The organism is Roseovarius sp. B-10 (genome assembly GCF_056859295.1).
Map to the genome: position 1 here is coordinate 24,696 of NZ_JBSXOE010000029.1, position 17,261 is coordinate 41,956.

The 17,261-nt window shown below is 66.0% G+C and carries 18 protein-coding genes; 8 read left to right on the top strand and 10 right to left on the bottom strand.

The annotated features are described in order from the left end of the window. Window positions 1-35 precede the first annotated feature (35 nt). From AC13D8_RS07380 to AC13D8_RS07405, 6 genes are all read right to left on the bottom strand, one after another. A complete protein-coding gene (locus AC13D8_RS07380) occupies window positions 36-938 on the bottom strand; it encodes a branched-chain amino acid ABC transporter permease (RefSeq protein WP_129431322.1) in 903 nt (300 codons plus the stop codon). Then, window positions 935-1,798, bottom strand: a complete 864-nt coding sequence (locus AC13D8_RS07385; protein ID WP_129431323.1) for a branched-chain amino acid ABC transporter permease — start codon at window positions 1,796-1,798, stop codon at window positions 935-937. Before AC13D8_RS07385 ends, AC13D8_RS07380 begins: the two co-directional genes overlap by 4 nt. Further along, a complete protein-coding gene (locus AC13D8_RS07390; protein WP_482968317.1) occupies window positions 1,795-2,511 on the bottom strand; it encodes an ABC transporter ATP-binding protein in 717 nt (238 codons plus the stop codon). The genes AC13D8_RS07385 and AC13D8_RS07390 overlap by 4 nt, the downstream gene beginning before the upstream one ends. Further along, a complete protein-coding gene (locus tag AC13D8_RS07395; RefSeq protein ID WP_482968318.1) occupies window positions 2,504-3,277 on the bottom strand; it encodes an ABC transporter ATP-binding protein in 774 nt (257 codons plus the stop codon). Before AC13D8_RS07395 ends, AC13D8_RS07390 begins: the two co-directional genes overlap by 8 nt. Continuing rightward, the gene (locus AC13D8_RS07400; RefSeq protein ID WP_482968319.1) at window positions 3,274-3,927 is read right to left on the bottom strand and encodes a TetR/AcrR family transcriptional regulator; all 654 of its coding nucleotides are present in this window, start codon (window positions 3,925-3,927) and stop codon (window positions 3,274-3,276) included. The genes AC13D8_RS07395 and AC13D8_RS07400 overlap by 4 nt, the downstream gene beginning before the upstream one ends. A gap of 116 nt (window positions 3,928-4,043) precedes the next feature. Then, window positions 4,044-4,994, bottom strand: coding sequence for a GlxA family transcriptional regulator (locus AC13D8_RS07405; RefSeq protein WP_482968320.1), 951 nt, complete (start codon window positions 4,992-4,994; stop codon window positions 4,044-4,046). A gap of 127 nt (window positions 4,995-5,121) precedes the next feature. Here AC13D8_RS07405 and AC13D8_RS07410 point away from each other — a divergent pair, with 127 nt between their 5' ends. Genes AC13D8_RS07410 through AC13D8_RS07425 form a run of 4 tightly spaced genes read left to right on the top strand, consistent with a single transcriptional unit; the run spans window position 5,122 to window position 9,589 of the window. After that, the gene (locus tag AC13D8_RS07410; RefSeq protein WP_482968321.1) at window positions 5,122-5,826 is read left to right on the top strand and encodes a GntR family transcriptional regulator; all 705 of its coding nucleotides are present in this window, start codon (window positions 5,122-5,124) and stop codon (window positions 5,824-5,826) included. 8 nt (window positions 5,827-5,834) lie between these two features. Further along, window positions 5,835-6,752, top strand: coding sequence for a dihydrodipicolinate synthase family protein (locus tag AC13D8_RS07415; protein WP_482968322.1), 918 nt, complete (start codon window positions 5,835-5,837; stop codon window positions 6,750-6,752). A 3-nt stretch (window positions 6,753-6,755) separates the two neighbouring features. Next, on the top strand, window positions 6,756-8,252 hold the full coding sequence (locus AC13D8_RS07420; RefSeq protein WP_482968323.1) for an aldehyde dehydrogenase: 1,497 nt from the start codon (window positions 6,756-6,758) through the stop codon (window positions 8,250-8,252). Then, the gene (locus tag AC13D8_RS07425) at window positions 8,249-9,589 is read left to right on the top strand and encodes an NAD(P)/FAD-dependent oxidoreductase (RefSeq protein ID WP_482968324.1); all 1,341 of its coding nucleotides are present in this window, start codon (window positions 8,249-8,251) and stop codon (window positions 9,587-9,589) included. Before AC13D8_RS07420 ends, AC13D8_RS07425 begins: the two co-directional genes overlap by 4 nt. Before the next feature lie 114 nt (window positions 9,590-9,703). Here the strand turns inward: AC13D8_RS07425 and AC13D8_RS07430 are convergent, their stop codons facing one another. Next, a complete protein-coding gene (locus AC13D8_RS07430) occupies window positions 9,704-11,257 on the bottom strand; it encodes a trimethylamine methyltransferase family protein (protein WP_482968325.1) in 1,554 nt (517 codons plus the stop codon). A gap of 228 nt (window positions 11,258-11,485) precedes the next feature. Here AC13D8_RS07430 and AC13D8_RS07435 point away from each other — a divergent pair, with 228 nt between their 5' ends. The 3 genes from AC13D8_RS07435 (at window position 11,486) to AC13D8_RS07445 (ending at window position 13,563) form a co-directional block, all read left to right on the top strand. Continuing rightward, complete coding sequence (locus AC13D8_RS07435) at window positions 11,486-11,911, top strand: DUF1489 family protein (protein ID WP_240611590.1); 426 nt, start codon at window positions 11,486-11,488, stop codon at window positions 11,909-11,911. 113 nt (window positions 11,912-12,024) lie between these two features. Further along, window positions 12,025-12,687, top strand: coding sequence for an outer membrane protein (locus AC13D8_RS07440; RefSeq protein ID WP_482968326.1), 663 nt, complete (start codon window positions 12,025-12,027; stop codon window positions 12,685-12,687). Between the two features lie 279 nt (window positions 12,688-12,966). Then, window positions 12,967-13,563 carry an outer membrane protein gene (locus tag AC13D8_RS07445; protein WP_482968327.1) on the top strand — a complete coding sequence of 199 codons (597 nt, stop codon included), beginning with the start codon at window positions 12,967-12,969 and terminating at the stop codon, window positions 13,561-13,563. A gap of 61 nt (window positions 13,564-13,624) precedes the next feature. Here the strand turns inward: AC13D8_RS07445 and hisG are convergent, their stop codons facing one another. From hisG to hisS, 3 genes are read right to left on the bottom strand one after another with little or no spacing between them, the layout of a single operon-like run. Further along, entirely contained in the window at window positions 13,625-14,320 is a 696-nt protein-coding gene (gene hisG / locus AC13D8_RS07450; protein ID WP_482968328.1) for an ATP phosphoribosyltransferase, read from the bottom strand. After that, complete coding sequence (locus AC13D8_RS07455) at window positions 14,317-15,402, bottom strand: ATP phosphoribosyltransferase regulatory subunit (RefSeq protein ID WP_482968329.1); 1,086 nt, start codon at window positions 15,400-15,402, stop codon at window positions 14,317-14,319. Before AC13D8_RS07455 ends, hisG begins: the two co-directional genes overlap by 4 nt. Continuing rightward, entirely contained in the window at window positions 15,402-16,874 is a 1,473-nt protein-coding gene (gene hisS / locus AC13D8_RS07460; protein ID WP_482968330.1) for a histidine--tRNA ligase, read from the bottom strand. Before hisS ends, AC13D8_RS07455 begins: the two co-directional genes overlap by 1 nt. Window positions 16,875-16,974: 100 nt before the next feature. Between hisS and AC13D8_RS07465 the strand changes: the two genes are divergently transcribed. Continuing rightward, a complete protein-coding gene (locus AC13D8_RS07465) occupies window positions 16,975-17,169 on the top strand; it encodes a SlyX family protein (protein ID WP_482968331.1) in 195 nt (64 codons plus the stop codon). The last annotated feature ends 92 nt before the right edge of the window (window positions 17,170-17,261 follow it).

The following is a 17,261-nucleotide window of genomic DNA, read 5'->3' on the forward strand; positions in this document are numbered from 1 at the left end:
GTTGGTTTGAGGAAGGGCGCCTTCTGTCGGGCGCTTCAGTCGGAAGGGGCCTTGAATTTCCGTTCCGGCAGCAATCCGCGCGGGCGCAGCCGTAGCGTCACGATGAGCAGGAGCCCGATGGCGATGATCCGCAGCGCCGACATCTTTTCGGCGTCGAGCGCATCGGTGAAATCGCCGACGAAGCGGGTTCCCTCCAGGAACACCATCACCGCCCCCGCACCGAGCAATATGCCGCGATTGTTGCCCGCACCGCCGACGATCACGGACATCCAGATGAACATCGCCACCACGGGCATGAACACCTCGGGGCTGATATTCTGCACGTAATGGGCATAAAGCGCCCCGGCGAGGCCCATGAAGAACCCGCCCACCGCAAAGATCTGCACCCGGTGCAACAGCACGTTCTTGCCCAGCACCTCGGCCACCACGTCATCCTCGCGGATCGCGCGCAGCGTGCGGCCCATCGGCGCGCGCCTGATCGCCTCGCAGACCGCATAAGTCAGCAGCACGCAGGCCGCGACGAGGCCGAGATAAAAGAGCGGGTAAAGGTCGGGGCCGATGATTTCGCCGAAAGGTCGCGCCTCGATCCGCAATCCGCGCGGGCCTTCGGTGATCTGATCCTCGTTGAGCACGATCAACCGGATCACCTCGCCCACGCCCAGCGTTACGATGGCGAGGAAATCCTCGCGCAATCGCACCGACAACAGCGCCACCACCGCCCCCATACCCAGCCCCGCAAGACAGGCCGCCGGAATCGCGAGGCCCACCGGCACGCCCAGCTTCACCGCCAGCAGACCCGAGGTATAGGCCCCCAGCGCGTAGAACCCGGCAATGCCGAAATTGACCATCCCGGTGATGCCCCATTGCAGGTTGAGCGCCAGCGCGAGGATCATGAAGAACCCCGCATAGGTGCCCATGGAGACGAGATACGCGCTCATTTCTTGATCTCCGCCGTCCCGAACAGCCCCTGCGGGCGCACCAGCAGCAGCACCGCGATGATGACGAAGCCCACCGCGATCTTGTAGGTCGAGGGCAGCACGAGGATCGTGGCCTCCTCCGCCAGCCCGACCAGCACCGCGCCCAGGATCGCGCCATAGGGCGAGCCGATGCCGCCGAGGATCGCAGCGGCGAAAATTGGGATCGTGAGGTTCCAGCCCACCAGCGGCTCGATCACCAGATCGAGCCCGGCAAACACCCCCGTCAGCCCGAACAGCGCCCCGCAGATGGCGGTGGTAAAGGCCGTGACGCGGCCTGCGTTCACCCCCCGGATCGCCGCCAGCATCGGGTTGTCGGCCACCGCCCGCATTGCCCGACCGATGCGGGTATGCGCCAGCAGCAGATGCAGCATGACACCGATGGCAAGGCTCCAGCCGATGATCTCTACCTGTTCGGGGGTGATGTGCGCGCCGAATACCTTCCACGGGCGTTGCAGCGGGATGTCAAAGCCGCGCACATCCGCCGAATAAAACAGCCGGACCACGTTCTCGAGGATCAGCGTCACCGCGATCGACACCACCAGAAGCGTGATCGCAGACTGTCCCTCCATCGGGCGGAACACCAGCACATGTGCACCCCAGACCACCAGCGCGGTCACCGCCATCGCCCCCGCCGCCGCCAGCGGCAAGGGCAGGCCCAGCGGGACGTTGAGCGTGAAGGCGGCAAAGGCCCCGACCGTGATGTAGCCACCGATCGCGAAATTTGGAAAGCGCAGGATCCCGAACAGCAGCGAAAAGGCCATCGCCGGCGGCGCGATGAGGGCGGCGTTGACCAGCGCGTTGACGATCATCTGAAGGCTCATGCCCGCGTCCCCAGGTAGAGTTCCGATACTTCGCTCGAGTCCAGCAGCGCCCCGGCCGTCCCTTCAAGCGCGACGCGCCCCGCTGCCATCACGATCCCGCGATGCGCGACTCGCAGCCCCTCGATGGCGTTCTGTTCCACCATCAGGATTGCCACACCGTCGGCGTTGACGCGGCGCACGATGTCGAACATATGCCGCACCATCAGCGGCGACAGCCCCGCCGACGGCTCGTCGAGCAACAGCACCCGCGGCTCCAGCATCATCGCCATGCCAAAGGCCACCATCTGCCGCTGCCCGCCTGACAGATTGCCCGCGCGCACCCGGCGCAGCGGCTCTAGATCCGGGAACATCCCGTAGACCCGCGCGCAGGCGACCTCGGCCCGGCCCGGATCGGCCCATGCACCCATGGTCAGGTTCTCGTGCGTGGTGAGTTGGCGGAAGACGTTGGCCTCTTGCGGCACATAGGCCATACCGGATCGCGCGATGCGCGGCGCAGGAAGCCCGGCGATCTCGCGCCCGGCGATCCGAACGTTTCCCGACATGGGGCGCACCACTCCGGCAATGGTCTTGAGCAGGGTCGATTTCCCCGCGCCGTTCGGCCCGATCACGCAGGTGATCTCGCCTTCGGCCAGTGCGAGCGACACGTCCTGGCAGATCACCGCCTTGCCATAGCCTGACGTCAGGCTCTCTGCTGCAAGCACCGTTTCAGGCATCGGCGACCCTCCCGAGATAGGCCTCGATCACCTCTGGGTGGCGGCGCAACTCGTCGAAACTGCCCTTGGTCAGCAGGCTGCCCTGCGTCATCACCACCACCGGGTCGCAAAGCTGCGCGATCATGTCCATGTCATGCTCGACGATGAGAAAGGTCTTTCCGTGCTCGCGGTTGAGCCGACGGATCATCTCGGTCAGCGTGTTCATCAGCGCCGGGTTCACCCCCGCTCCCGGCTCGTCGAGCAGGATCAGGTCGCAGTCGATCATCAGCGTTCGGGCGAGTTCCAGCAGCTTCTTCTGCCCGCCGGACAGGTCGCCGGCATAATCGTCGCGCAGATGCGTCAGCGTGGCGATTTCCATCACCTCGCAGGCGCGGCGATACACCTCCGCCTCCTGCGCGCGCACTGCGCCGGGGCGCAGGAAGATCGGCCAGAACCGCTCGCCAAGCTGCGCCTGCGGTGCCAGCATCAGGTTTTCCAGCACGGTCATGCGCTGAAACTCGCGGGCAAGTTGGAACGTGCGGATCAGGCCCAGCCGCGCCCGCCGCCACGGGGCCAGCCGGGTGATGTCCTGCCCCTTCAGGCGCACCTCGCCCGCATCCGCGCGGATGACGCCGCTCAGCAGGTTGAACAGGGTCGATTTCCCCGCGCCGTTGGGGCCGATGAGGCCGGTAATCGTGCCCCGTTCCACGTCGAGCGACATGTCGCGCACGGCCTTCACGCCGCCAAAGCTGCGGCTCATGCCGCGCGCTTCGAGCAGGGGGCTCATGGGCTGAATCCCGTGCTTACGCGTGTGCGGATCACCTCGGCCAGCAGCGCCAGCGCCGCCCGCGCCCTTGCCGGGTCGGGCTCGATCATCTGCCCCACGCGCAGCCCGCGCAGCGAAGATGTCACCACCAGCATCAGCGTCTCGGCCTCCTCCGGGGTCAGCCCGGAATCGCCGAACACCTCGCGCGCGGTGCGGCGATAGCTGGAGAACATGCGCCGCATCCATCCTTCGACATGCTGGCGCAGGTCCGCATCACCGCGCGAGGCAGTCATCATGTCGATGGTGACCGACACGTAGGTATCCGTCATCAACCCGGTCCAGGAGCGTTCGATGAATTCTTCCGCCGTCAGCCCCCCGGCGCGATGATCGGCCCGAATCGCGGCTGCGGCCTCCACCACCGAGGCCCACATCCCGCCGGTCGCCCGCTTCACGAGGTCGGCCCGCGTGTCGAAATGGTGCAGGATCGCCCCGCGCGATATTTCCGCACGCCGCGCGATCATCGTCGTGGTGAGGTTGGCATAGCCCACTTCGGCGATGAGCGAGATGGTGGCGTTGCACAGCTTCTCTATGGTGGCGGCAGAGCGCTCATCCTGCGTCCGGCGGCGTGGCGTCCCGGTGTCCTCGGCCTCGGTGTTGTCGTGCTGTCCCATCATCACGTACCCCTTGGCCCGAGCACAGCACAGGTGAGCCACTTTGGCAACAAACAATCATGACTGTATGTAAATTACCGCCCGACCCGACAGCGCCCGCCCGGTTTCAGGGCATCTTACGTCAGCCGCCCGCGCTGCTGCGTTGGCGCCACGCCATAGGCGGCTCGGTAGACCCGCGAGAAATGGCCCGAGCTTTCGAATCCACACGCGAGCGCGATATCGATCACCGGCGCCTCGGTCTGGATGAGCAGGTTCCGCGCGCGATCGAGCCGCAGATCCATGAAGTACTTCTTGGGCGAGGTATTGAGAAACTTCCCGAACAGCCGCTCCAACTGACGCGTTGAAATGCCGATCTCCGCGGCGATCTGCGCAGGGCTCATCGGCTCCTCGATCGTCTCGCGCATCCGTTCGATGGCACGGGTGAGATGTGCATTGCGAATACCGTTGCGCGATTGCAGTGACACGCGCTGTGCCGCCGTCGCCTCACGCGCCGCGCTATAGACCATCTGGTCGGCCACCGCCATCGACAGGTCATGGCCGTGGTCGCGCTCGATCAGGTGCAACATCAGGTCCGCCGTTGCCGTCCCGCCAGAGGCGGTGAGATGCCGCTCGTCGGCGACGAACACGTTGCGAACGAGGTTCACCTCGGGAAACCGCTCCATGAAGCTGTCATGAAATTCCCAGTGGATCGCCGCCTTCATCCCGTTGAGAAACCCGTCCTCGGCCAGCACCCACGCCCCCGAACACAGCGCCCCGATGGGCGTGCCGTGCCGCGCCTCGCGCCGCAGCATGTTCAGCAACGGGCGGGTGACGTGCTGTCGCATGTTGATCCCCGACAGGATGAACAGCCGGTCGCACACGGGCAGCTTGTCGAGCCCGTGATGCACCAGCGTCACCGACCGGTTGGAGCAGGTCGCGCTCTGCCCGTCCTCGGAGGCGAAGGACCAGCGATAGAGCGTCTCGCCGCTCAGCAGGTTGGCGATGCGCAACGGCTCGACCGCGCAGGCAAACGCGAGGTGCGAAAAGTCCTCGACGAGGACAAAGACGAAGTGCTGCGGCTTCTTCATGGCGGGTCCATCGGCGGGCGGCATCCTGATCGGTAGCAAACTAACGCGAGTCAGAATTTATCCATTGCGTATACAGTTTGTATTATATAGAAGGCAAGCGATAATTCACCATGAAGGAGGCCCAGGAATGGCCGCCAGGGACCGCAAGACCGCGCTTTCGACGCATCTCAAACACGCGATTCTCACCACCGCGCTGCGCCCCGGTGCCGATCTCGACGAGGCCGCTATCTGCGCCGAGTTCGACCTGTCGCGCACCCCCGTGCGCGAGGTGTTCCGCGAATTGGCAGGGCTGGGCTATGTCGACCTGCGCGACAATCGCGGCCCGCGGGTGTCGGACCTGTCGCACACCACGCTGCGCGATTTCTTCCTCGCCGCACCGATGATCTATGGCGCGATCCTGCGGCTCGCAGCGCAGAACGCCACCGACATGCAGATCGCCGCCCTGCGCGCCGCGCAAGAGACGTTTCGCGCCGCGCTGCGCGCCGGCTCCACCCCCGACCGCACGCTGGCCAACAACCGCTTTCACGAAATCACCGGCGAGATGGCGGGCAACATCTACCTGCTGCCGTCCTTCCACCGCCTGCTGATCGACCACGCGCGCATTTCCATGACCTTCTACCGCGCCGATACCGCCGACATGGTCGGCAACGTGGCCGAGGCCAGCCGCCAGCACGACGCCATCATCGACGCCATCGCCGACCGTGACGAGGTCGCGGCGGCTGGGCTGGCCGAGGATCACTGGAACCTCTCGCGCCACCAGATCGAACGTTTCGTGATGCCTGCCGCCATCGACGTGCCGATGGGGCGTCTCACCCGCTCCAGCCCCGCATGAGGACCGCCATGACCCCGATCTTCCGCTTCGACGGCATCTATACTCCCGTCATCACTCCCTATCACCCTGACGGCACGGTGAATCGCGCAGCCCTCGGGCAGGTGATCGAGCACCTGATCGGCAGCGGCGTGCACGGCCTCATCACCGGCGGTTCTACCGGCGAGAACTATGCCCAGACCGTGGCCGAGCGGGTGGAACTTGCCCGGCTGACCCATGATATGATCAAGGGCCGCGTGCCGCTGGTGGTGGGCATCGGCGCGATGCTGACCGCTGACTCCATCGCCTTGGCCGAGGCCGCCCGCGAGATCGGCGCCGATGCGATCCTGCTGGCCTCGCCCCCCTATGCCGTGCCCACGGATCGGGAAAATGCGCTCAACGCGCTCGCCATCGACCGCGCGGCGGGCCTGCCGGTGATGCTCTACAATTACCCCGGTCGCACCGGCACGATGATGGGCGAGGAGTTTCTCGACCGGGTCGGTCGCAGCCGCAATTTCTGCGGCATCAAGGAAAGCTCGGGCGATATCAACCGCGTTCACCTGCTGGCCCGCGACTATCCGCACATCCAGATGGGTTGTGGCATGGACGACCAAGCCTTGGAATTCTTCGCCTGGGGCGCGCCCTTCTGGGTTTGTGGCGGGTCCAACTTCCTGCCCGTCGAGCATATCGCGCTCTACAACGCCTGCGTGGTCGAGGGTGACTTCGCCAAGGGGCGGCGCATCATGTCGGCGATGCTGCCGCTGATGCGGGTGCTGGAGCAGGGCGGCAAGTTCATCCAGACGATCAAGCACGGCGTGACCATGACCGGCATCGACGCCGGTGCCGTGCGCCCGCCCCTCAAGGGGCTGAACAAGGACGACAAGCGCGCATTGGAACAGGTGGTGCGCGTTCTGAAAACCACCATCGCAACCATTACGGCGGAGGGCTGAGACATGGGCCTACTGACACGCGACGAATATGCGGCCATTGCCGCGACGCTCGACCTGCCCACCGGCGCGTTCATCGACGGCGGCTACCGCCCGGCGACCACGGGCAAGACGTTTGCCACGCTGAACCCCGCCACCGGCGAGACGCTGGCCGAAATCGCCGCCTGCGGTGCCGACGATGTTGATTTCGCGGTGGTGAAGGCGCGCGAGGCGTTTGACGATGGCCGCTGGTCGCGGCTGCACCCGTCCGCGCGCAAGGAGGTGCTGATCCGCCTCGCCAAACTGATGACCCGCAACGCGCGGGAACTCGCGGTGATGGAAAGCCTCGATTCGGGCAAGACGATCTTTGATTGCGAGACGGTGGATGTGCCCGAGACCATCCATTGCCTGAAATGGCACGCCGAGGCGATCGACAAGATCTACGATCAGGTCGCCCCCGCCTCGGACGATCACATCGCCATGATCCTGCGCGAGCCCATCGGCGTGGTGGGCCTCGTCCTGCCGTGGAATTTCCCGCTCCTGATGCTCGCGTGGAAAATCGGCCCGGCGCTGGCGGCGGGCTGTTCGGTGATCGTGAAACCGGCCGAGGAGACTTCGCTCACCGCCCTGCGCGTGGCCGAACTGGCGCATGAGGCAGGGCTGCCGCGCGGCGTGCTCAATGTGCTGCCCGGCAGCGGGCCGGAGGTGGGCGAGCCGCTGGGCCGCCACATGGACGTGGACATGGTCAGCTTCACCGGCTCTACCGTCACCGGCAAACGGTTCCTGGGCTATTCGGCTGAGTCGAACGCCAAGGAAATCGTCCTCGAGATGGGCGGCAAGAACCCCGCCATCGTCATGGACGACGCCGAGAACCTCGACCGCGTCGCCGCCCATATCGTGCAGGGCGCGTTCTGGAACATGGGCGAGAACTGTTCCGCCACCTCGCGCCTCATCGTGCATCGCGACGTCAAGGAGGCGCTGCTGTCGCGCATCGAGGCCCACGCCCGCGAATGGGTGGTGGGCGACCCGCTCGATCCCGAAACCCGCGTGGGCGCGCTGGTGAGCGAGGCGCATTTCACCAAGGTCTGCGGCCATCTCGATCAGGCGGAGAATATCGTTTTCGGCGGCAAGGCCGAAAAAGGTTTCGTCGAACCGACGGTCGTGGCGCTGCCCGGCAACGACCACCCGCTGGCGCGCGAGGAAATCTTCGGCCCCATCCTGAGCGTGATCGAGGTAAACGGCTTCGACGAGGCCATCGCGGTGGCCAACGACACCGACTATGGCCTCTGTGCTTCGCTCTTCACCGCCAATGCCAAGCGCGCGCTGCGCGGTGCGCGGATGCTGCGGGCGGGCACGGTCACGGTCAACAGCTTCGGCGAGGGCGATATCTCCACGCCGTTTGGTGGGTACAAGCAGTCGGGCTTCGGCGGGCGCGACAACGGGCTGCACGCCCATGACCAGTATACCCAGCTCAAGACCATCTGGCTCGACCTGGCCGACGACGCGGACGAGGCGGTGGATTGAGCGGTTACCGCGCCACAACCACCCCGAGCCACCTCGGCCCCGCGGCATGGAACGCGATCCTGCCCGCGCAGGCGGCCGCGCATCCACTTGACGGTGACGCTTCCGCCGATATCGCCGTGATCGGCGCGGGGTTCGCCGGGCTGTCGGCGGCGCGGCGGCTGACGCAGCTTGTCCCCGACGCGCGCATTGCCCTGCTGGAGGCGGGGCGCGTGGCCGAGGGCGCGGCGGGCCGCAATTCTGGCTTCATGATCGACCTGCCGCACGAGTTGACCAGCGAGGACTACGCCGGGACGGGCGATGATCGCACCATGATCGCGCTCAACCGCATGGCGCAGGAGTTCGGGCGCGCGGCGGTAGAAGAGTACGGCATCGACCCCGCGTTCTTCGACCCCTCCGGCAAGGTCAACGGCGCGGCAAGCGCCGCCGCCCATGCCCATAACGAAAGCTACGCCCGCCACCTCGCGAGCCTGAATGAAGCCTCCGAGATGCTCGACGCGCAGGCGATGCGCGAATTGACCGGCAGCCCGCATTACCGCTCGGGCCTCTACACCCCCGGCACGGTCATGCTCCAGCCCGCCGGTTACGTGCGTGGGCTCGCCGCCGGGCTGCGGCGCGAGGGCGTGGCGATCCATGAGCAGAGCCCCGTCACCGGCTTTACCCGGCAGGGCGATACGTGGCGGGTGGAGACGCCCAAGGGGCGGCTGAGCGCGGGCAAGGTGATCCTGACGGTGAACGGCCACCTGGAAAGCTTCGGCATCGCGCGCGGGCGGCTTATGCAGGTGTTTCTATTTGCCACCATGACGCCCGACCTCGACGCCGACACCCTGGGGCGCCTCGGCGGACGCCCCCGATGGGGCGTCACCCCCTCCGATCCGATGGGCACCACCATGCGCCGGATCGACACCGCACAGGGCGGCAACCGCATCGTTACCCGAACTTGCGCAGTGCTGCGCCCCGGGATGCGTGCGACCGAGGCAGACATGGCCCGCGCCGCCCGCGTGATGCAGCGCAAGTTTGACCAGCGTTTCCCGCAGCTTGCCGGGATGCGCATGGAACACGCCTGGGCCGGGCACCTGTGCCTGAGCCTGAACGGCGTGTCGGTCATGCGCGAGATCGAGCCGGGGCTTTATTCGGCCTGCGTGCAGAACGGCCTCGGCACCGCGCGCGGCACGCTGACGGGGATGGGCGCGGCGGAACTGGCCTGCGACACCACGAGCGCCATCACCCGCCATTTCACCGACCAAGCGGAGCCGAAACGCCTGCCACCGCAGCCCTTTCGCGAGATCGGGGCCAACGCGGTGCTGCGCTGGAAGGAATGGCGCGCAGGCGACGAGTGAGCGGGGGCGCTGCCCCCGTCGCCCTTGCGGGCGACTCCCCCGGGATATTTGGGGCAAGATGAAGCCATGGAAAAAGGCCCGCCGTGAAGGGCGGGCCAGGTCAGGGAGGATGTCTCAGAAGTCCTGGTTGAGCGCGTCGGCCGCCGGGATCTCGCGTTCGCGCCGCGCGATATAGTCGAGCAGCGCCTCGTTCACGCCCTCGTCGAGCCTTGGTTCCTCGTAGGCGTCTAGCAGGCGACGCGCATGGGCCAGCGCGCGCTCGGTGATCTCTTTTGATCCATCCGCCAGCCATTGCCCGATCGGGTTGTTGTCGAACAGGTCCGGCATGAAGAACGCGGTCTGGAAATTCTCCTGCGTGTGCGGGTGGCCGAGGTAATGCCCACCCGGCCCCACGTCGGGGATCGCAGCGAGCGCCTGCTCGAAATCGCCCCATTGCGGACCCGAGGCCATGCGATGCGCCATCGCGCATTGCTCGGCATCCACCACGAACTTGGCAACGGAACAGTGCATCCCCGCCTCGTTCCAGCCCGCCGAATGCCAGATATAGTTGGCCCCGGCATGGATCACCGCCGACAGCGTCGTGGCACTCTCATAGCCTGCCTGCGCATCGAAGGTCTTGGCGCCCCCGAGCGTGTTCGACGTGCGCCACGGCACGCCGTAGAACCGCGCCATCTGGCCGATCATGAAATTTATCAGGCTGATCTCGGGTGTGCCGGCCATCGGCGCGCCGGATTTCATGCTGACGGTCGAGAGGTAGTGGCCATAGATCGCCGGACAGCCGCGGCGGATCACCTGGGTATAGGCCAGCGCCGAGAGCGCCTCGGCGTTGAGCTGCGCGACGGTGGCGGGGACGGAGGCGGGCGTGTTGGCGCCGCCCAGCACGAAGGGAGAGCACAGCACCGGCTGGTTGCGTCGGCAAAACGCGCGCATCGCGCCCAGCATCGTCTCGTCCCAGACCAGCGGCGAGTTGCCGTTGCAATTGCCGGTGGTGACCGGGTGCTCCTCCATGAACGCCTCGCCAAAGAGGATGGCGCACATCTCCATCACGTCCTCGGCGTTCTTCGGGCTCGTCGTCATGCCCATGAAGGTCTTGTCCGAGTGTTTCATCGACGAATACGTGATGCGCAGGTGCCGCTGGCTGATCGGGTGGTCGTAGGGTTCCACTATGTGATGCGCGCTGGAATGCAGCGCGGGCATCATGTGGCTCAGCTTGTGAAACATCGCTAGGTCGGCGAGCGTGGGGTTGCGCCGCACGTCATCGAGATCGCGCAAGTAGGGCGCGCCGGTCATCGGCACGAAGATCGAATGCGGCCCGCCGAGGCGCACGTTCTTTTCCGGATCGCGGGCGTGATAGGTGAAATCCGCCGGGATCGTCGCGATCAGGTCGCGCACGAGGCCACGGTCGAGATGGACGCGCTCGCCCACCACCTTGGCGCCTGCGCGCCGCCAATCCGCAAGGGCGATCTCGTCACGAAACACCACGCCCACGTTCTCGAGGATATCCATTGACGCCGCGTCGATCCGCGCGATCTGGTCGGGGTCCATGACCTCGCAGGTGGGCAGGGCACGGGTGAGGCCGGGCAGCATGTCGAACTTGGGCGCGCTGCGGCTGCTCCTCCGGGCGGCGCGCCCGCCCAAGCGGCTGCGGGGCTTGGTCATGGCTGTCATGGCGTGTCTCCTTCTGCCTGCCATGATGCGGAAGCGCCGCGCGCACCGCGTGCAGCTTTGCGAAACGCTTTTGCAGAAAGCGACACGGGGCATCGGAGCGTTCTTGCCCATGTGCGCTCGATGGGGGCTTCTCTTGGCGGGATGTTTCGCGACCGGCAGCGATTGTGCCACCATCCCTTGCTCCCGGCGACCAAGGCGCTACGATATGTCGTGCAAAAGGGGATTCGCGTGGCACTAAATCTGATCAAGCTGAGCGTTGGCACCTCTTCGGTCGAGGATCTTGTCGCATGGCAGGGCTCGGCCCGTGCCAAGGGGCCGGACGGCCTCCCCCGGCATGTCACCCGCATGTGGCCCCGTCGTGCCGAGGAATTGCTCGACGGTGGTTCGATCTACTGGGTCATTCAGGGGCTCGTGCAATGCCGCCAGCGCATCCTGCGGCTTGACGAGGTGATCGGCAGCGACGGTATCCGCCGCTGCGCCATCGTGCTCGAGCCAGAGATCATCCGCACCGCCACCGCGCGCAAGCGCCCGTTCCAAGGCTGGCGTTATCTGCCGCCCGGCGACACGCCCCCCGATCTATCGCGCTCTCGCGAAAGCGACGACAGCCTGCCGCCGGAGCTTTCGAGCGCGCTCGCGGATATCGGCGTGATCTGAGCACCTCTCGCGTCGCTCACCGTCACTTGACGACGCGCGACCGCAACGTTCATTGCGGCTCCGCCCCCCTGTCCCCATCCTTTCAGAGACAAGGAAACGGAAAGGACAGGATCATGCGCTCCACCACTCTCGCGTTCGTCGCTGCCACCACCGCGCTTCCCCTCGCTGCCGCCCCGGCATTGGCCCAAGGCACCGATACCGCGGCCCCGCCCCCGGTCTTCGGGACGCAGCCCGACCTGAGCTTTGACGCCGGGGCCAACGCCCCGGCGACGGGCCGCGGCTCGATCCTCTCCTCGCAGGGCACCGCGATCGGCGGGTCGGTGGACTGGACCGGCTTCTATGTCGGCGGGCAGCTTGGCTACGGCTTTGCCGATTCCGACCTCACCAGCAGCGACGAAAGTTTCATGGGTGGTGTCACGCTGGGCTATGACCGTGATTTCGGCAATTGGGTGCTGGGCGGCGCGCTCGACTACGATTTCGCCAATGCCAATGTCGCCCCCGGAACCGATCTCGAAGAGGTGTTTCGCCTCAAGGTCCGTGGCGGCCCCAAGATCGACCGCGGCCTGATCTACGGCGCGGCGGGCTGGGCCAATGCCGATACCAGCAACCTCGGCGACGATGATGGCTGGTTTATCGGCGGTGGCTACGAATACATGGTCAGTGACCGGTTCTCGGTCGGCGGCGAGGTGCTATACCACCAGTTCGACAGCTTCAACGGCACCGGCAACGACATCGACTTTACGACACTGCAGGTGCGGGCGACCTTTCGCTTCTGACCGTCGCCCTTGCCCGCCCGGTGCGGCGTTCAAGCGGTCGGGCGTACATGACCCGGTGCCGTTGCCCACAGGCAACACCGACGCGCGGAAATTCGCCCAAGGACTCTGAAATTTAAGCGAAAAATTACCCATCACCGGCTCGTGAACCGGATCGTGTCGCGTACCCCTTGTCCACTTTCAGGATGGCGACGATATGCGCCAAGACGGTCGGGATGAAGACCGCCGGGCAGGGGGCCGCGCGCCTCCGGTCACGACTAGATGACAAGGAAAGGATGCACCATGTTCAAGACGACAACCGCAATCGCGACAGTGGCAACCCTCACTGCAGTGCCCGCGTTGGCAGGCAACGTGACCGAGCCCACCCCCGAACCGGTGGTCGAGGCTCCGGCCCCGGCGCCCGCCGCTCCGCTCACCCCCAACTGGACCGGATTTTACGGCGGGGGTCAGCTTGGCTGGGCCTGGGTTGATACCGATACCGCCGGCGTGGATGGCGACGACCTCATCGGCGGCCTGGTCGCGGGCTACGACTATGACCTCGGCGACTGGGTTGTGGGCGGTGGCCTCGACTATGATTTCGCCGACATTGGCCTCTCGGGCACCACTGCCAGCGTCGAGAAGATGGCTCGCGCCAAGGTGCGCGGTGGCTACAAGATCGGGCGGGGCCTCGCCTATGGAACCGGCGGCTATGCCTGGGCTGATACCGACAATATCGGCGACGATGATGGTTGGTTCATCGGCGGCGGCTACGAACATCTCGTCACCGAGAACATCTCGGTCGGCGGCGAGGTGCTCTATCACCAGTTCGATAATTTTGGCACCGCCAGCACCGACGTTGACGCAACGACCGCTCAGGTGCGGGCAACCTTTCGGTTCTGAGCCTGAACCTGTAGGTTCGTGCGCGGGCGGCTCCTTACGGGGCCGCCCGTTTTCGTGCCGTTCAATCGAGCGCGAGCCGCGCGCGCAACTCTGCGAGCGTCATGCGCTCATCATCCGTCAGCGCCGCGGCGCGGGCGCGGCAGAGCGTCGCCTGTGACTTCAGAATCAGCCCATCTTCCAGTATTTTCAGATGGTTGGCACGCAGGGTGTCACCCGAAGAGGTGATGTCGGCAATCGCCTCGGCGGTTTCGTTCTTGATCGTGCCCTCGGTCGCGCCCTGGCTATCGACGAGCTGGTAATCCGCCACCCCTGCCTCGCGCAGGAATTCGCGCACCAGCCGATGGTACTTCGTAGCAATTCTCAAGCGAAATCCGTGCCTTAGCCGGAATGCGGCAGCGGCGGCATCGAGGTCGTCAAGGGTGTTCACATCGACCCATGCGTTTGGAACGGCGATCACCAGGTCGGCCTGCCCAAAGCCGAGCGGCGCCAGTTCTTCGACCTGCTGCTCCCACTGACCGAGCTTTTCGCGGATCAGGTCTGTGCCCGTCACGCCCAGGTGGATGCGCCCGGCGGCCAGCTCGCGCGGGATCTCCCCGGCCGACAGAAGGACCAGCTCAACACCGTCTATCCCCTTGACATACCCGGCATATTCCCGATCCGAACCGCTTCGGCCAAGCGCGATGCCGTGGCGTGCGAACCACTCCACCGTCTTGTCCATCAGCCGCCCCTTGGAGGGCACACCCAGCTTGAGGCTCATGACACCCCCCCGAGACCCAGCACCAGCCCCGGGCGGATCACCCCGCCCACCGCCGGTATCTCGCACCCCTGCCCCAGGTGCCGGGTCAGCGCGTCATAGCGCCCGCCGGTCGCGACGGGCGGCAGGTCGGGGCGATTTTCTGCATGAAAACCAAAGACAAAGCCGTCGTAGTATTCCATCTGCGTGCGCCCGTAGCTCGCCTCGAAATCGAGCGCCCCGATGTCGATGCCACGCCCATCCAGTGCCTCGAGACGCCGGGCCAGCCGGTCCACCGCGCCCTGTATCGCGGCCATGTCCACCGCGATGTCGCGCAGCCGTTCCAGCGCGTTGGGCGAGGTTTCGCGCACGGCGAGGATCGCGTCCAGCAGGTCAACTTCGGTTTCGGAGATCGGAGCGGTCTGTGCATCCTCACGTAACGCATTGATCCGGATTATTATTTCGTCTTCTCCGCGCAATCCGATCAGTGGCCCTGCCCCGGCCATCGGGTCTCGCGCAGACAAAAGCGCCGCCCGCGTCTCGGGCACGGGCGCGCGACCCGAGAACCGCTCGATCAGCGCGCGAAACCGGCGCGGTCGCCAGATATGCCGCCGCAGCGCCGCCTTGCGTCTGTCGGTCGTGCGCAGCCCGTCGACGGCGGCCATCAGGATGCCGATATCGCCGGTCGCCGCGCGTAGGCGAAGGGGGTGCAGGATATTGAAAAACATTGAGAAAACTTCGGCATCCGCGGCCTCCGGCGCGTCACGCTCGAAGATTTCAAAGCCCACCTGAACGTATTCGTTGGGCCGCCGCGCATCCTCTTCCTGCCGACGAAACACTTCGCCGGAATAGGTATAGCGCGCCGGTTCAGCGCCATGCTCCATGTGCATCTGCACCACCGGCACGGTGAAATCCGGGCGCAGCATCTGCTCGCCGCGCAGGGCGTCGGAGGTCACGTAGGCGCGCGCACGGATATCCTCGCCATAGAGATCGAGCAGCACCTCGGCGGGTTGCAGAACGGAGGTTTCCACCGGCTGCGCGCCCGCCGCCTCGAACAGCTCGCGCAGGCGCGCGGCCTCGGCCAGGGTCGCGGCGCGCTCTGGCATCAGCCTTGCCTCGACAGGATTTCACGTACACTTTCAACGAGTTGCGCGCGCGGCACCTCGATCTGGCTGGGCCGCTCCTTCCATTCTTCGAGGGTCGCGTTCTCGGCGATCTGGGCGCCGAGGATCAGGTCCTTGATCTGCACGACATCGCGCGCGAATTCGTCCTCGCCCGCGATGATCGCCACCGGGCTGCCGCGCCGGTCGGCGTATTTCATCTGGTTGCCGAAATTCTTGGGGTTGCCGAGATACACCTCGGCGCGGATGCCCGCGCGGCGCAGGTCTCCGACCATCGCCTGATAATCCGCCATCCGGTCGCGATCCATCACGGTGACGACCACGGGGCCTTGCGCCTCGCCGCCCGTGCGCCCCTTCTCCCGCAGCGCGGCAAGCAGGCGGTCCACCCCGATGGAGACTCCCGTCGCCGGCACCGCCTGCCCGGTGAAGCGCTTGACGAGGTCATCGTAGCGCCCCCCGCCCGCGACCGAGCCGAATTGCCGGGGGCGGCCCTTTTCGTCAAGGATTTCAAAGGTCAGCTCCGCCTCGAAGACCGGGCCGGTGTAGTAGCCGAGGCCACGGACGACGGAGGGGTCGATGACGATGCGGTCGGGGCCGTAGCCTTGGGCTTCCAGCAGCGTGGCGATCTCTTCGAGTTCGGAAACGCCTTGCCCGCCAATTTCCGAGGTTCCAACCGCCACGCGCAAGTTGGCGAGCGTCTCGATGGTACCGCTGCCCTTGGACGTCAGAAAGGTCAGCACCGGGGCCGCCTGTTCGTCCGACAGCCCAACCCCATCGATATAGGCCCCCGAGGCATCCAGTCGCCCCTTGCCCAGCAATTCGCGCACGCCTGCCTCGCCCACCTTGTCGAACTTGTCGATGGTGCGCAGCACGGCGGCCTGTTGTTCGGGGTCCGAGACGCCGGTCGCCTCCAAAACCCCGTTCAAAACCTTGCGGTTATTCACCCGCACCACGTAATCGCCGCGCTCGATTCCCACGGCCTCCAGAGTGTCGGCCAGCATCGCGCAGATTTCCGCATCTGCGGCCATCGACGCCGTGCCTACCGTATCCGCGTCGCATTGATAGAACTGACGGAATCGCCCCGGTCCCGGCTTTTCGTTGCGCCAGACGGGGCCCACTGCATAGCGTCGGTAAGGTGTCGGTAAATCATTGCGGTGCTGGGCATAGACGCGGGCGAGCGGCGCGGTCAGGTCATAGCGCAGCGCCAGCCATTTCTCGTCCTCGTCCTGCCAGGCGAATACCCCCCCGCCCGGCCGATCCACGTCAGGCAGGAACTTGCCCAATGCCTCGACCGTCTCTACCGCGCTCGATTCCAGCGCGTCAAAGCCGTAGCGGTGATAGACCCCGACAATCTTGCTGAGCATGTCTGCGCGTTCGGTCACCTCGGCGCCGAAATAATCGCGGAAGCCCTTGGGCGTTTCGGCCCTCGGGCGCGGGGTCTTGCGTGGCTTGGCCATCGGTCAGCGATCCTTCGCGGGCAATTCGCGGCGGGGTCTAGCCCAAGGGGCGCGCAGGGGCAAGGTTGACCGGTGCGCGCGGGCCGCGTAAGCCCGCGCCATGAGCGAGATCGAGGAACGCCTGGCCCATCTTATCCGCGCGGTGGACGACCTGTCGGACGTCATCGCCCGGCAGGATCGCGAGGTCGAGCAATTGCGCGCGCAGGTGGCCTGGCTCCTGCGCCGCGAGTCAAACCGCGAGGGCGAGGGCGAGGGCAGCGTCGTGCTTGGCGCGGAACGCCCGCCGCACTATTAGCCTCTGAATTGTCCCGCGCGCCGCTGTGATGTGCGACCCTTGACTTTGGTCAACGCGGTCCTCAGCCTCATCACATAGCTCGAGCCCAAGCA

What these genes read in the sequence shown, in the direction of transcription:
- AC13D8_RS07385 (WP_129431323.1), bottom strand. Translation starts at nt 1,798, where the DNA reads ATGAGCCTTCAGATGATCGTCAACGCGCTGGTCAACGCCGCCCTCATC.
- AC13D8_RS07455 (WP_482968329.1), bottom strand. Translation starts at nt 15,402, where the DNA reads ATGCCAGAGCGCGCCGCGACCCTGGCCGAGGCCGCGCGCCTGCGCGAG.
- AC13D8_RS07410 (WP_482968321.1), top strand. Translation starts at nt 5,122, where the DNA reads ATGGCCGCCAGGGACCGCAAGACCGCGCTTTCGACGCATCTCAAACAC.
- AC13D8_RS07380 (WP_129431322.1), bottom strand. Translation starts at nt 938, where the DNA reads ATGAGCGCGTATCTCGTCTCCATGGGCACCTATGCGGGGTTCTTCATG.
- AC13D8_RS07400 (WP_482968319.1), bottom strand. Translation starts at nt 3,927, where the DNA reads ATGGGACAGCACGACAACACCGAGGCCGAGGACACCGGGACGCCACGC.
- AC13D8_RS07395 (WP_482968318.1), bottom strand. Translation starts at nt 3,277, where the DNA reads ATGAGCCCCCTGCTCGAAGCGCGCGGCATGAGCCGCAGCTTTGGCGGC.
- AC13D8_RS07415 (WP_482968322.1), top strand. Translation starts at nt 5,835, where the DNA reads ATGACCCCGATCTTCCGCTTCGACGGCATCTATACTCCCGTCATCACT.
- AC13D8_RS07420 (WP_482968323.1), top strand. Translation starts at nt 6,756, where the DNA reads ATGGGCCTACTGACACGCGACGAATATGCGGCCATTGCCGCGACGCTC.
- AC13D8_RS07430 (WP_482968325.1), bottom strand. Translation starts at nt 11,257, where the DNA reads ATGACAGCCATGACCAAGCCCCGCAGCCGCTTGGGCGGGCGCGCCGCC.
- AC13D8_RS07445 (WP_482968327.1), top strand. Translation starts at nt 12,967, where the DNA reads ATGTTCAAGACGACAACCGCAATCGCGACAGTGGCAACCCTCACTGCA.
- AC13D8_RS07405 (WP_482968320.1), bottom strand. Translation starts at nt 4,994, where the DNA reads ATGAAGAAGCCGCAGCACTTCGTCTTTGTCCTCGTCGAGGACTTTTCG.
- AC13D8_RS07465 (WP_482968331.1), top strand. Translation starts at nt 16,975, where the DNA reads ATGAGCGAGATCGAGGAACGCCTGGCCCATCTTATCCGCGCGGTGGAC.
- AC13D8_RS07440 (WP_482968326.1), top strand. Translation starts at nt 12,025, where the DNA reads ATGCGCTCCACCACTCTCGCGTTCGTCGCTGCCACCACCGCGCTTCCC.
- AC13D8_RS07390 (WP_482968317.1), bottom strand. Translation starts at nt 2,511, where the DNA reads ATGCCTGAAACGGTGCTTGCAGCAGAGAGCCTGACGTCAGGCTATGGC.
- hisS (WP_482968330.1), bottom strand. Translation starts at nt 16,874, where the DNA reads ATGGCCAAGCCACGCAAGACCCCGCGCCCGAGGGCCGAAACGCCCAAG.
- hisG (WP_482968328.1), bottom strand. Translation starts at nt 14,320, where the DNA reads ATGAGCCTCAAGCTGGGTGTGCCCTCCAAGGGGCGGCTGATGGACAAG.